This window comes from Flavihumibacter petaseus NBRC 106054 (assembly GCF_000974785.1).
Taxonomy (GTDB): domain Bacteria; phylum Bacteroidota; class Bacteroidia; order Chitinophagales; family Chitinophagaceae; genus Flavihumibacter; species Flavihumibacter petaseus.
This window is the reverse complement of sequence record NZ_BBWV01000003.1, coordinates 68,517-80,743: the sequence shown is the minus strand read 5'-3', so window position 1 is coordinate 80,743 and position 12,227 is coordinate 68,517. Positions and strand designations below refer to the sequence as shown.

The 12,227-nt window shown below is 49.7% G+C and carries 14 protein-coding genes; 9 read left to right on the top strand and 5 right to left on the bottom strand.

Features of this window, described 5'->3' with window-relative positions:
* Positions 1-46: 46 nt before the first annotated feature.
* A complete protein-coding gene (locus tag FPE01S_RS15730) occupies positions 47-1,111 on the bottom strand; it encodes a FecR domain-containing protein (RefSeq protein WP_046370025.1) in 1,065 nt (354 codons plus the stop codon).
* A 41-nt stretch (positions 1,112-1,152) separates the two neighbouring features.
* Positions 1,153-1,677, bottom strand: coding sequence for a sigma-70 family RNA polymerase sigma factor (locus FPE01S_RS15725; RefSeq protein WP_052955890.1), 525 nt, complete (start codon positions 1,675-1,677; stop codon positions 1,153-1,155).
* A 272-nt stretch (positions 1,678-1,949) separates the two neighbouring features.
* Here FPE01S_RS15725 and FPE01S_RS15720 point away from each other — a divergent pair, with 272 nt between their 5' ends.
* The gene (locus FPE01S_RS15720; RefSeq protein WP_046370024.1) at positions 1,950-2,768 is read left to right on the top strand and encodes an SDR family NAD(P)-dependent oxidoreductase; all 819 of its coding nucleotides are present in this window, start codon (positions 1,950-1,952) and stop codon (positions 2,766-2,768) included.
* Positions 2,769-2,783: 15 nt separating this feature from the next.
* Here the strand turns inward: FPE01S_RS15720 and FPE01S_RS15715 are convergent, their stop codons facing one another.
* Entirely contained in the window at positions 2,784-3,365 is a 582-nt protein-coding gene (locus FPE01S_RS15715) for a Crp/Fnr family transcriptional regulator (RefSeq protein WP_046370023.1), read from the bottom strand.
* 144 nt (positions 3,366-3,509) lie between these two features.
* On the opposite strand from FPE01S_RS15715, the gene FPE01S_RS15710 reads away from it, so the two are divergent.
* From FPE01S_RS15710 to FPE01S_RS15700, 3 genes are all read left to right on the top strand, one after another.
* Positions 3,510-3,740 (top strand): hypothetical protein, encoded by a 231-nt coding sequence (locus tag FPE01S_RS15710; RefSeq protein WP_046370022.1) that lies wholly within the window; start codon positions 3,510-3,512, stop codon positions 3,738-3,740.
* 47 nt (positions 3,741-3,787) lie between these two features.
* On the top strand, positions 3,788-5,365 hold the full coding sequence (locus FPE01S_RS15705; protein WP_083990293.1) for a DUF1254 domain-containing protein: 1,578 nt from the start codon (positions 3,788-3,790) through the stop codon (positions 5,363-5,365).
* A gap of 117 nt (positions 5,366-5,482) precedes the next feature.
* A complete protein-coding gene (locus FPE01S_RS15700; protein ID WP_169749180.1) occupies positions 5,483-6,133 on the top strand; it encodes a hypothetical protein in 651 nt (216 codons plus the stop codon).
* 51 nt (positions 6,134-6,184) lie between these two features.
* Here FPE01S_RS15700 and FPE01S_RS15695 read toward each other — a convergent pair whose 3' ends face one another.
* Entirely contained in the window at positions 6,185-6,481 is a 297-nt protein-coding gene (locus tag FPE01S_RS15695) for a hypothetical protein (protein WP_046370020.1), read from the bottom strand.
* Positions 6,482-6,684: 203 nt separating this feature from the next.
* On the opposite strand from FPE01S_RS15695, the gene FPE01S_RS15690 reads away from it, so the two are divergent.
* From FPE01S_RS15690 to FPE01S_RS15670, 5 genes are all read left to right on the top strand, one after another.
* Positions 6,685-7,677 (top strand): hypothetical protein, encoded by a 993-nt coding sequence (locus FPE01S_RS15690; RefSeq protein ID WP_217998227.1) that lies wholly within the window; start codon positions 6,685-6,687, stop codon positions 7,675-7,677.
* Between the two features lie 2 nt (positions 7,678-7,679).
* Positions 7,680-8,234: an FUSC family protein gene (locus FPE01S_RS15685; protein WP_083990292.1), complete on the top strand. Its 555-nt coding sequence runs from the start codon at positions 7,680-7,682 to the stop codon at positions 8,232-8,234.
* 253 nt (positions 8,235-8,487) lie between these two features.
* The gene (locus FPE01S_RS15680) at positions 8,488-9,642 is read left to right on the top strand and encodes a glycosyltransferase (RefSeq protein WP_052955889.1); all 1,155 of its coding nucleotides are present in this window, start codon (positions 8,488-8,490) and stop codon (positions 9,640-9,642) included.
* On the top strand, positions 9,635-10,780 hold the full coding sequence (gene glf / locus FPE01S_RS15675; RefSeq protein ID WP_046370018.1) for a UDP-galactopyranose mutase: 1,146 nt from the start codon (positions 9,635-9,637) through the stop codon (positions 10,778-10,780). Before FPE01S_RS15680 ends, glf begins: the two co-directional genes overlap by 8 nt.
* Before the next feature lie 18 nt (positions 10,781-10,798).
* The gene (locus tag FPE01S_RS15670) at positions 10,799-12,007 is read left to right on the top strand and encodes a family 1 glycosylhydrolase (RefSeq protein WP_046370017.1); all 1,209 of its coding nucleotides are present in this window, start codon (positions 10,799-10,801) and stop codon (positions 12,005-12,007) included.
* Positions 12,008-12,011: 4 nt separating this feature from the next.
* Here the strand turns inward: FPE01S_RS15670 and FPE01S_RS15665 are convergent, their stop codons facing one another.
* Positions 12,012-12,224: a hypothetical protein gene (locus FPE01S_RS15665; protein ID WP_046370016.1), complete on the bottom strand. Its 213-nt coding sequence runs from the start codon at positions 12,222-12,224 to the stop codon at positions 12,012-12,014.
* Positions 12,225-12,227: the final 3 nt, after the last annotated feature.

The following is a 12,227-nucleotide window of genomic DNA, read 5'->3' as shown; positions in this document are numbered from 1 at the left end:
ACAGGCCAGGCGGCATGTGTAAACTGGTGATTACTATGGTGGTTGATTATTTGATTTGCAGGGTGAAATTGTTGCTGTTGTTTTCAATAAGGTTCAGCTCATTCAGCAGGCAAAGGGTTTCGAGGAAAGCTTGCAGGGTCATCTTCGACGGGTCGTAAACACCTGTAAACTCCATATTGGCGAGGGCAGCTGCATCATACTGCAGCTCCACGTGATATTCCTGTTGCAGTTTTGCCAGTACTTCCGGCAGGGACTGTTTATTGAAACTGAGGATGGCAGGTTTAATGCGGGGTGTAGCCAGCGGCGGGCGTCGTGTTGCGGCAATAGTGGTGACATTCGCTGTGAGTGAGGTCCTGTTCACTTTTAATTGTTGTCCCGCAGAGAGGTATACTTCATTGAAAGAAGGAGCGAAATCCTTTTCCTTCCTGATGACGATCTTGCCGGAATGCAGCCGGATGATCACATAGGAAGGGTTTCGGTCGTTGACCGTGAAAACAGTACCCAGCGCAGTGGTGGTAAAGTTTTTCGAGTGGACGATGAACGGCCTTGTTTTGTCTTTCACCACGGTGAAAGTAGCTTCTCCGCTCAGGAAGATATCGCGTGTGTTGTTGCGGAAAAGGCTGTCGAACGTGATGCTGCTTTGCGGTCCGATCTTCACTACACTGCCGTCCGGCAAGGTGCTGGATGCGAAATCATCCGAAGTATTGGCGATGGTTTTCCTGGTTTGCGGCATGGGTGTGATGGCATGCGGTGGTAAAGTTTTTTGTGCCGGTGCTTTACGGGCAATTGTGCCTTCGCCTGTTGTTTCGGGCCGGCTCAACTGGTAGACGGCATAACCGGTGATGATGATCATAATGGCTGCCGCAACTGACCAGATGGTGCGCAGGCGGCGGGCCCTTCCCTGGCTGACCTGTTGCTGAATGGATGACCAGAGCCTTTCGCCCGGAACAGGAATGGATTCATCTACCTGGAATGCTTCCCACGAACTTTCAGTATAGTACTCGGAAAATTTCTCAGGATATTCCCGGAACCACGCACTTACCAGTTCCTGTTCTTCTGGTGTGCATTGCCCTGTGATAAATTTTTCGATCAGCTGTCGCGAAATGTCCATGACTATTATTCGTATGAGCGGAAAAAATCCCCTATCCGGATTTAAAAAAAGATACTCAGGCTCTGGCGGATGAATTTGACCGCTTTGGTAATATGGTTCTCGATCGTTTTGGGAGAGATGGAGAGCATATGGCTGATCTCTTTATGCGAAAGATTTTCGATCCGGCTCAGTTCAAACACGCGGCGGCTCTGGTGCGGCAGGTTCCTGATCACGGATAAGGTATGCACAAGTTCATCTTTCTGCACCAGCCTGTCCGAAATAGAATTTTCCATGGCGAAAATGTCCTGCAGTTCCTGGGTCTGCCGCAATTTTTCTTTTCGCAACAGGTCGATCACAATACATTTCGACATGCGGAAGAGCTGGGTAGACATGGAATATTCTTCTGACAGGCTTTCCCGTTTTTCCCAGAGCTTGATGAACGTGAGCTGAACGGCTTCTTCGGCGAGCCAGGCGGAACCGGTAAACTTATGGATGTATTGATACAATCGCGCATGATAGTCATTGAAGACCTGGAAGTATGCTTCATGACTTCCGTTCCTGACCGCTATGACGTTTGAATGTTTCACTGGTTTTAATGGCTGCGCAAAGTTGTGCGGAAAGTTGCATGTAAATGTAGGGGGAAAATTATCATAGTATTAAGAAAAAGTATTACGCATTTTGAGCCTTTTATTGCGCAAAAGAAGGATTCATTGTCGGAAAAAATATGCAGCGGTGTGACATAGATCACATAAAGTGCCGTTGCATTTGAATGTGACGCAAGTCACAGCCTTACTTCCTTTTCCTGTATCAACTTTGTGTTGTCAACGACAAAATTTCATCAACACAAAATCTTATAAAAATGTCAAAGACAATCTTTATCACCGGTGCCTCCAAAGGATTTGGGAAAATCTGGGCCGAGGCTTTTCTGAAACGTGGCGACAAAGTAATTGCCACAGCGCGCAACCTGGATAGCCTGAATGATCTAGTAAAGCAGTATGGAGAAAATATTCTCCCTGTACGCCTCGATGTAAATGACCGCGATGCTGTTTTTGTAGCAGTGAACAAAGGTCATCAGCATTTCGGAAAAATTGATGTACTGATCAACAATGCCGGTTTTGGTTTATTTGGTGCAGTAGAAGAAACAACAGAACAACAGGCCCGCGACCAGTTTGAAACAAACTTCTTCGGGTTGTTGTGGGTAACACAGGCTGTGCTTCCCATTATGCGTGCGCAAAAATCCGGTCATATCATCCAGGTGAGCAGCGTACTCGGCATTACTACTGTTCCGATCCTGGGCTTGTACAATGCATCGAAATTTGCGGTAGAGGGACTGACGGAATCCATGGTGCCGGAGGTTGCGCCTTTCGGCATTAAACTGAGCCTGGTAGAACCGAATGCCTTCTCTACTGATTGGGGTGGCGGTTCAGCCGTACATGCCGATGCATTGCCGCATTACGAACAAGTGAAGGCCGACCTGTTTGCCAGTTTTACGCCTGATTTTTATGGTGACCCGCTGGCAACTATTCCTGCCATCCTGAAACTGGTGGACAGTGACAATCCCCCGTTGAGACTGTTCCTGGGGAGGGTGGCTTATCCTTTCGTGAAACAGACTTATGACTCACGCTGGGCAGAATGGAATGCATGGAAGGAAATTTCAGCGGATGCCCATGGCGCATAAAGATGCCGGCAAATGTCAGGCATGCTTTTTCTGTCCAAGACGGCTGAGGGTTTCTCTTGAAACGCCGAGGTAGGCTGCAATCAGTTGCTTCGGTACGATATTGTATAATTCCGGATAGAGTCGCATCAGGTCGTCGTACCGCCCTTTCGCATCGTTGTTCATAAAGGAAAGCAGTCTTTTGTTGGCTGCCACATATCCCTTGTTGGACCGGCGCCGGAAGAACCTTTCGAACTGGTGCAGCTCATCACATAGCTTTTCCCTGTCGGCATTGTTCAGACTAAGCGTTTCCACATCAGTGATGCAATCGACCGTAATGGTTGCTTTTACTTTGTTCTGCAGGGAATTATAATCGGACGCCCACCAGGTGGGCATGGCAAACTGTAGGATAAAGATTTTAAGGTCATTGTTGGTATAGTAGGTTTTCATACAACCGCTGACTACAAAATGTTCCCGGTCAACGGTGTCCCCGGGTGCGATGACTACCTGGCCCTTCTTAAATGAGTGCGGTCGAAAGTGAGAATATATGTAGGCAAACTGTTCGTCGGTCAGCGTACAGAATTTGAGCAGGTGTTGTTTCAGTAATGTTTCAGCTTGCATAGCGGTTGCACTGGCTGTACAAGTTAAGGTGATTTTCCTGATCGGGGCTAAAAGCCCGGATCAGGATTTTTTATGAACAAAAGATTATTATGGCGAAACCGACAGGTGAGAACTGTCCATGGTTCATTCAGTTAACCCTGTACAATGAAAAAACTTTTACCGCCCCTGCTCGCGCTGGCCTTGCTGGCAGCCGGAAACCGGCCGGCAGGCGACGAGCTTCCGGAGGACGGCACCATTGAAACGCCGGTTGGCAAGCTCTCCTTTGAGAGTGGCTACCCCACTTCGGAAAGCGTTCAGAAACTATATGACGATTTGGATTTTCAGCGGGCCGACCGAAGCATTCTTTGGCAAATCCTGGACGCTGACCAATTTTAAAGGAGTGAAATACCCCCCCACGATCAACTTATCAACAGCAACTATATATGAAAATTTCACTGTGGGCAGCAATAATAGTACTACTATTTGCTTCCTGTAATAACACGACTCCTGAACAAAAAACTTCAGGTACAACTACAGAAACAGCGCCAGTGAGCACGATGTCATCCGGTTTTTCGGAACTGGCAGCGCTTCCGTTCGAGACCAACCGGCCAACGGCAGCACAATCGAAACTCCTGAAAGATCAGCTTCTTTTTCAGCGGGCCTGCCAGACTTACCTCTGGGCCATGCCGCTGGTGAATACATTGGGCATGAAAGAAGGGTCAGAAAAAGTATTTGGTGCAGGCTATCATGTACTGCCGGTCTGGAAAAAAAGGCTGGACGCCAAAACGCTGGTCACAACTCCCAACTCTGATGTTATCTATGCGATGAGCTATATTGATGTGGGCAAAGATGGTCCGATGGTATTTGATGCGCCACCCATGTTGCAGGGGATCCTGCTTGATTTCTGGCAACGTCCCATTCCTGTTGACGATGGCAGGCACTTTGGCGACGTCGGTTTTTTTGGTCCGGATGAAGGTAAGGGTGGAAAATTCCTGATCCTCCCCCCCGGCTATACGGGAAAAGCGCCAAAGGGCTACTTTGTGTACAGGTCTGCCACCAATAACGTATTCATTTTCCTGCGGGCATTTTACCAGGTACCGACTGATCTTTCGCCTGCGGTGTCGCTGATGGAGAAAGTAAAGATCTATCCGCTGGGCAAAGAGAAAACGGCCAGGCCCATGCAATATCCCGATGGATCAGGTATTGCAGCCAATATGCTGCCGGCACGTGATTTTTCGGCATTCGAACAGTTAAAACGCCTGGTTGATTCCGAAGAACCTGCCAATATCGGATCGCCCGACTGGATGGGAATGCTGGCAGGCATCGGTATTATTAAAGGTCAGCCGTTCAGCCCGGCTGTGGCAGACAAAGATATCCTGGATAAAGCCGCCCGGACAGCCTATAAAATGAGCCGTATGATTGCGTTCAGCGATACTGTCAGCGGCCGTTCATTTTACATGTATCCTAACCGGCAATGGGTTAACCCCATGACAGGCGCTACACCCGACAATATTTCCGGGCCGTTTACCAAAAACCTCTCCTGGCAACGGAAAGAGGGCGGCTATATGGATCTGAATACGCGCATTTGGTTTTTCTCCGATTATTATTCCTGGAGCCCCGGTATGGCATCGCAAACACCGGGTAAGGGCGCCAAATATGTGGTTGCCTTTCGCGATAAAGAAGGCGATTATCTGGATCCCTCTGCCAACAACAAGGTTAACCTGCCGCCCAATGTACCGGCAGCCAATTTCTGGTCGTTGACTTTATACGAATCAGAAAATGCCTCCGGGTATGACAATGGACAACCCTTTCCATCCCTGGGGTCGCGGGACAAACCGGTACCGAATGCCGATGGATCTACCGACCTGTACATTGGCCCGCAGGCCCCGGAGGGAAAAACGGCCAACTGGCTTAAAACTATTCCGGGAAAAGGATATTTCGCGATCCTGCGTTTGTACGGACCTACCGAAAAAGCCATCGATAACTCCTGGTTCCCGGGTGATTTTGAAAAAGCTAAATAGACCGTGCCCGCGTTGAAAACATTGTACCGGTTTTTCTACCTGATTGTACTGACAACAGGGTTTTGCCAATATTCCTTCGCACAATCAGATACAACAGCTGGATTATCTGTAGAAGAAATGAGTAAAAAGCGACAAAACCCTGTGGAAGGATTGCGCAGTATTTTCCTCCAGGAAATTCTGTTGCCGGTGGGAGAAGGAACAGCAAGTTCCTTTTCCGTTCAACCAGTCTATCCTTTCCGGCTGGGAAAACACGTGAAGCTGATCACCTATACCATCATTCCATTTCAAAGCATTCCACCGCTGGAACCCGGCGGTTCAAAGGAAGGGGGCATGGGCAATATCCTTTTCAATGGCTATTTTTCACCGGTTAAGAAGACGGGCAAAACCTCCTGGGGACTCGGCCCGGCTGTTCAGATCCCCACCCGGACCAATGCTGTGCTGGGCAGCAACAGGGTAGCACTTGGGCCAACAGGTTTGCTGTATTATGCAGGCGATAAAATTACCGGCGGTATTGTGGCGCAGAATTACTGGTCGCTGGGGGGCGAGGGTGTGAACAAAGTCAACTCCTTCAGCCTGCAATATGTTGGCTACTATAACCTGCCCAAAGGATGGTTTGTGGAAAGCAATGCGACGATCATTGCCAATTGGCTTGCCACGTCGGACAAATGGCTGGTGCCGGTAGGCGGCGGCCCCGGCAAGACCTTCAAAATCGGAAAACTGTTTTACTGTGGCGCCGTTCAATGGTTTTACAATGGGCGACACCTGTAGGCGTGGGCAACTGGCAGGGTATTTTCCAGCTGCAGATCATACTCTAATTCACTAATTACGGATACCGATAATCGCATCCCCGAGTATATCCACTACTCCCTGCTGCACAACGCCGATTTGTTCCACTTCGTTCCCGGCCATCCAGTGCTGGCCGTTGTGAAGCAGGGTCAGGCGCTGGGTGCCTTTATCGGATTGCAGCAGCACATCGTATGTGCCTGTGACGCGGCCATCCCACGAAATGGTTTCGGCGAGTGCGGCTTTGTAGAAGATGTTGTTGTGGGTGAAGGTGGTGGTGAAGACCAGGTGATCGATCGTATCCGGCCTGCCACTAACAAGTTGGAAGTCCATAGTAGAATACGTTTAGTTACTGTAAGTTAAAAAAAATCCGGCGGGTGCGCGAAGGCAAATTCAGACTTGATAAGTTCTTCCTGTTCAGTATGATCCTGATTGTTTAACAGTAAAATGCTGAAGTGCCGGTAAGTAAATTGTAACTTATAAGGAGTGAAAATCACCATCCGGCCCTTTACTTCACCCACCTCTAATCAATCAACATGGGAAAGACATTAGCGCCGCCAAAGGCGATAAAAGCGGCAAAGACCGGTAAGAAAAAAGCTCCCACAAACGGACAACCGGATGCTGCATCCTGGGTGGGAAAGATCCCGCAGATCGAGCCTGGACTATATGCGGATGGTCTCCCCTATCCCGACTTCAATTACCTGGCTTTTAAACTGATCCTGAAACCGAACCGGTTCATATCCCGGGAAAGTCTCTTTGATTTTGCGAGGGTCATTAAAGCGCCGGCTGCGGAACACGGCGTTGGCTTTAACATGAGCAACTATGTGGATGCACCTACCAAGATCAGGGAGATCATCTTCATTGATACGGAAGATTGCCGGCTATACAATAATTCCTTTATCGTGCGCCGCCGTATAACTTATGTCAACGGCTTCCCGGAAGGTGACCCCGAAATTGTATTCAAATTCAGAAACGCAGATCTGCAGAAAACAGCGCAAACTGATGTGCGGCCGCAGATCCAGGGCGATTATGAAGTGAAGTTCAAATGCCAGGTGTTGCCGCTGAAGGAGAAACTCGGTGGCATCCGCATCCTTTATTCGAACAATGTCCAGTTTCCGCGCAAGAACGTAACGCAAAGCGATGTGCTTTCCTTTGATGCCATCTCGGAGGTTTTCCCCGTATTGGCAAGTCTGAAAAAAGAACCGGGCGAAAGGATCAACCTGGTGAATGGTGCCATCATAGAAGAGGTGTTGCAGGATATCTGCATGCTGGATTTCGGGAATGGCCACACGGCGAAGGCGAATGTGGGTATCTGGAGGACCCGTGGTGAACACCGGCCACTGATCGCAGAATTTGCCTACCAGCTTAAGTTCAAAGACCGGAGGGAACTCGACAGGGAGTCAATGAAGCGCGCCGAAGCATTTTTCCTGGCGCTCCAGTTTGCCGCGAAAGACTGGATGGCCCTGAACGCCACCAAGACCGGCGTGGTGTACAGGCTCCTGGGCAATCCGCCGAAATCCAACGAATAGTCATGGCGAGAGGACCATCTCCAAAGGCTGAGGCCCTGATGAAACGGCTTGGCCTTTCTTTCGAACATATTATCGCGCTTCGGTTTGCCGTGAATGTTGCCATTGCCACCTGGATCACCTGGACAACCTTGAAACTGATCGGCGATTCCAATCCCATCTGGGCGATTGCCTCGATGGTGGCTGCATCCGATCCGGAGCCTGCCGAGGCCCGCAAGATGTTCCGGGCAAGACTGATCAATGTGGTCGTTGGCTGTGCTGTCGGCTTTTCATTCCTGCTGATCGGCGGGGCCAAACAATGGTTGCTTCCGCTCGCACTCGGCACTACGGTACTGGTTTCCGCTTTTTTGGTGCGTGTCAAGACGATGTGGCGGCAGGCGCCGATCACCGCAGCGATCGTGATTGCCGCGAGTATAAAGGGAGGGGCTACTGTGGCAGGAATCCAGCACGGACTGCACAAGATTGGCGAAGTGGTGTTTGGGTGTTTGGTAGGATTATTCGTTAGCCTGGCGATGTCAAAGTTTTGGCTGATACAGCATGCGGATGAGCAGTCCGGGTAGACGGGGTTTCACACGGAGCCTTTTCACGTAAGGGCGCTGGCGCCCCGCAAAGCAGAGACCCAGGCAAATAACCGATTTAGCCGTGGTTTGCTGGCATTTTAACCACAAAATCGCCCGTATTGTTCCCCGGTTGCATCGAGCGACTCTGATTCTCTACACTTCAGCGACAATCATCACCAGATTCGAAGGGGGATGCTATTTGCAGGCAGTAGGGTAACTGTACCTGTATATTATTTACCCCAAACATTAAGCTATGTTTCCGGATCTGCTTTGCTTTTGCCACCTGCGATGGAATTTTGTTTATCAACGCCCGCAGCACCTGTTGAGCCGCTTTGCCCGTAATGGTCGTGTTTTCGTTGTGGAAGAACCCCTGTTCGATGCCGCTCCGGGCGACAGCCACTACGAAACTTCCAAAGATGTTACTACTGACCTCTGGATCGTAGAACTGCATATTGAACCGCTATTGTCGCGGGTAGATATAATTGAAACTCAGCGTATCCTCGTGGACAAGCTGATCCGGAATTTCAACATCAACAATTTCATCGGCTGGTACTATACCCCCGCCGCACTGGAATTCAGTGATCACCTGGAACCAGTTCTTACCGTTTACGACTGCATGGATGAACTATCTGCTTTCCTTAATGCCCCTGAATCCCTTAAAGCACTGGAACTTTTGCTACTGGAAAAAGCAGATATCGTGTTTACCGGGGGACAAAGCCTGTACGAAGCGAAAAAACACCTGCACGCCAATATCCATCCCTTTCCCAGTAGTATCGATAAAGCCCACTTTGGAAAGGCAAGGGCCGATCAGCAGGATCCCGAAGACCAGGCAGCCATTTCGCACCCGAGGATCGGTTTCTATGGCGTGATCGATGAACGCCTGCATATTGCCCTAATGGATGAACTGGCTTTGCGGAAGCCCTATTGGCATTTCATCCTGCTGGGTCCTGTCGTAAAGATCGACCCATCAACCCTGCCCCGGCATGCCAACCTGCATTACCCGGGCGGAAAAAGTTATGGAGAACTACCCCGCTACCTGGCTGGATGGGACATTGCCATGCTGCCTTTCGCACTGAATGAATCGACCCGCTTTATCAGTCCCACCAAGACCCCCGAATACCTTGCCGGTGGAAAGCCGGTCATCTCCACTTCAGTAAAAGACGTGGTGAGTGTGTACGGAACCAACGGGCTGGTATCGATTGCTGATACCGCCGATGACTTTATAGCGGCAGCAGAAGCGATCTTAAAGGCAACACCAGCGGAACGCAGTGCCTGGCTGAAAAAGACCGATGCTTTTCTTGCCGGTATGTCGTGGGACAAAACCTTGCAGGAAATGAAAACATTGGTACAGTCCACCCTGAACAACAAATTCATCAACCTTAAAGAAAAAAGAGAAGCATATGTTTGATTATCTGATTGTGGGAGCCGGGTTCGCAGGAGCAGTCATGGCTGAACGACTGGCTGGCGCCGGCAGGAAAGTGTTGGTAGTGGATAAGAGAAATCACATAGCCGGGAATACTTTTGACTATTATGATCCTGCAGGAATCCTTGTACACAAGTATGGACCGCATATATTTCACACCAACAGCAAAGAAGTTTTTGACTATCTCGGGCAATTCACTGCCTGGCGCCCCTATGAACACCGCGTGCTGGCAAGCGTAGATGGCATGCTCGTGCCAGTTCCGATCAACCTCAATACCATTAATGAACTATACGGCCTCCGGCTCAGTGCCGGTGAGGTGGAGGACTTCCTGCATTCGAAAGCGGTAAAAATAGACAGGGTGAAAACTTCGGAAGACGTGGTGCTGAGCAAGGTCGGTAAAGAATTGTACGAGAAATTCTTCAGAGGCTATACCAAAAAACAATGGGATCTCGATCCTTCTGAACTGGATGCCTCAGTAACAGCACGGATTCCCGTGCGGCACAACCGCGATAACCGCTATTTCACCGATACCTACCAGGCGATGCCGGCGCAGGGCTATACGAAGCTTTTTGAAAACATGTTGCATCATCCCAACATCAAGGTGATGATCAATACTGACTACAAGGAAGTGGAGGACAGCATCGTGTTTAAAAAGATGATTTACACGGGGCCGGTCGACTACTACTTTGATTATTGCTTCGGAAAGCTTCCTTACCGTTCTATCGAATTTGAATTCCAGACTTATGAAACGGAGGTGTTTCAGTCAACGGGCACGATCAATTATCCCAATGAACACCCCTATACGCGCGTAACAGAGTTCAAGTACCTGACGGGGCAGCACCATCCGAAGACTTCGGTAGTGTATGAATATCCCAAAGCAGAAGGTGACCCCTATTATCCTGTACCGCGGCCTGAAAATGCCGAGCTGTACCGGAAATACCAGCACCTGACTGCAGAACTGAATGACGTTTATTTTACCGGCAGGCTGGCAACTTACAAATACTACAATATGGACCAGGTGGTGGCGCAATCGCTTGCCCTGTTCAAAAAGATCATGGCGCAGGAAAAGGAAACCGTGTTGCGCCCTGTACCGGTACCTGCCGTCACCAATGGCCGTCATTGAACCGTTAACGTAGCAACTATGCCAGGAAATAAATTCATGTTCGCTACAGGAATGGAGAACAGCTATCCCACTATTCTTTTGCCGGATGGCAGCGAGAAGCGGGTGGATGAAATGGAAAAGACGGGGCATTATGCCCGGTGGAAAGAGGATCTTGAACTTGTCACATCCCTGGGGATTGAGTTCCTGCGGTACGGCCCGCCCTACTACAGAACCCACCTGGGTGCCGGCAGGTACGACTGGACATTTGCGGATGAGACCTTTGCGTACCTGAGAGATCTCAACATTACACCCATCGTCGACTTGTGTCATTTCGGCGTTCCTGACTGGATCGGAAATTTTCAAAACCCTGATTTCCCGGAATTATTTGCAGACTATGCTGCGGCGTTTGCACGGCGCTTCCCGGACCTGCGGTTGTATACACCGATCAACGAAATCTTTGTTACCGCCATGTTCTCCGCACGGTATGGCTGGTGGAACGAGCGGCTGCAATCGAATGAGGCTTTTGTGAATGCCTTGAAAATACTGTGTAAGGCAAATGTGCTGGCAATGCAGGCAATACTGAGCGTACAGCAGGACGCAACCTTTATTCAGAGTGAGTCATCAGAATTTTATCATGCTATTGATCCGGCAGCATTGCCGCTTGCCCGCTTTCTGAACCAGAAAAGATTTCTGTCGCTCGACCTGACCTATGGTTACCCGCTCAATGTAACGATGTATGAGTACCTGCTGCAAAATGGCATGACGCGCAAAGAGTATCATTGGTTTACCGACAACCAGGTGAAGGCGCATTGCGTGATGGGAAACGACTATTATGTAACAAATGAACACCTCGTGCACCCGGATGGTTCCACACAGGCCTCGGGAGAGATCTTTGGCTACTATGTTATCACCAGCCAGTATTACCGGCGCTATAAACTACCAATCATGCATACGGAGACCAATATCCGGATGCCTGCATGCCGCGAATGGTTGTTGAAGCAGTGGGCGAATGTGCATCGCCTCAAACATGACGGCGTTCCGGTGATCGGATTCACCTGGTACAGCCTGTTACACCAGGTGGACTGGGACTCGGCATTGCGTGAAGATGCCGGCATCGTGAACGAACTCGGCTTATACGACCTCGACCGGAAGATCATGCCGGTCGGAGAAGCCTATAAGCAACTGATCGAAAACTGGAAAGATGTTATTACGGAGGAAAGTTACGGACTGTCTTTTCATAACTGGTAAGCAGCTAGCGTGTGAAGATCACGTTCTTCCTGATGATGGTTGCCGTAAAGAGGGAAAAAAGTTCATGGGCCGACAAGCGGAATTGCCAAAACGCACTGCCTTGTGGAATTTCTTCCGTAGCCGCAGGGGAGATTTCGATGACGCTTTGTGGACTAAAAGCGGCAGTATTGTTGACGTCCTCGATGGAAGACATTGATTCTGACGGGTGGAAAGCCATAAA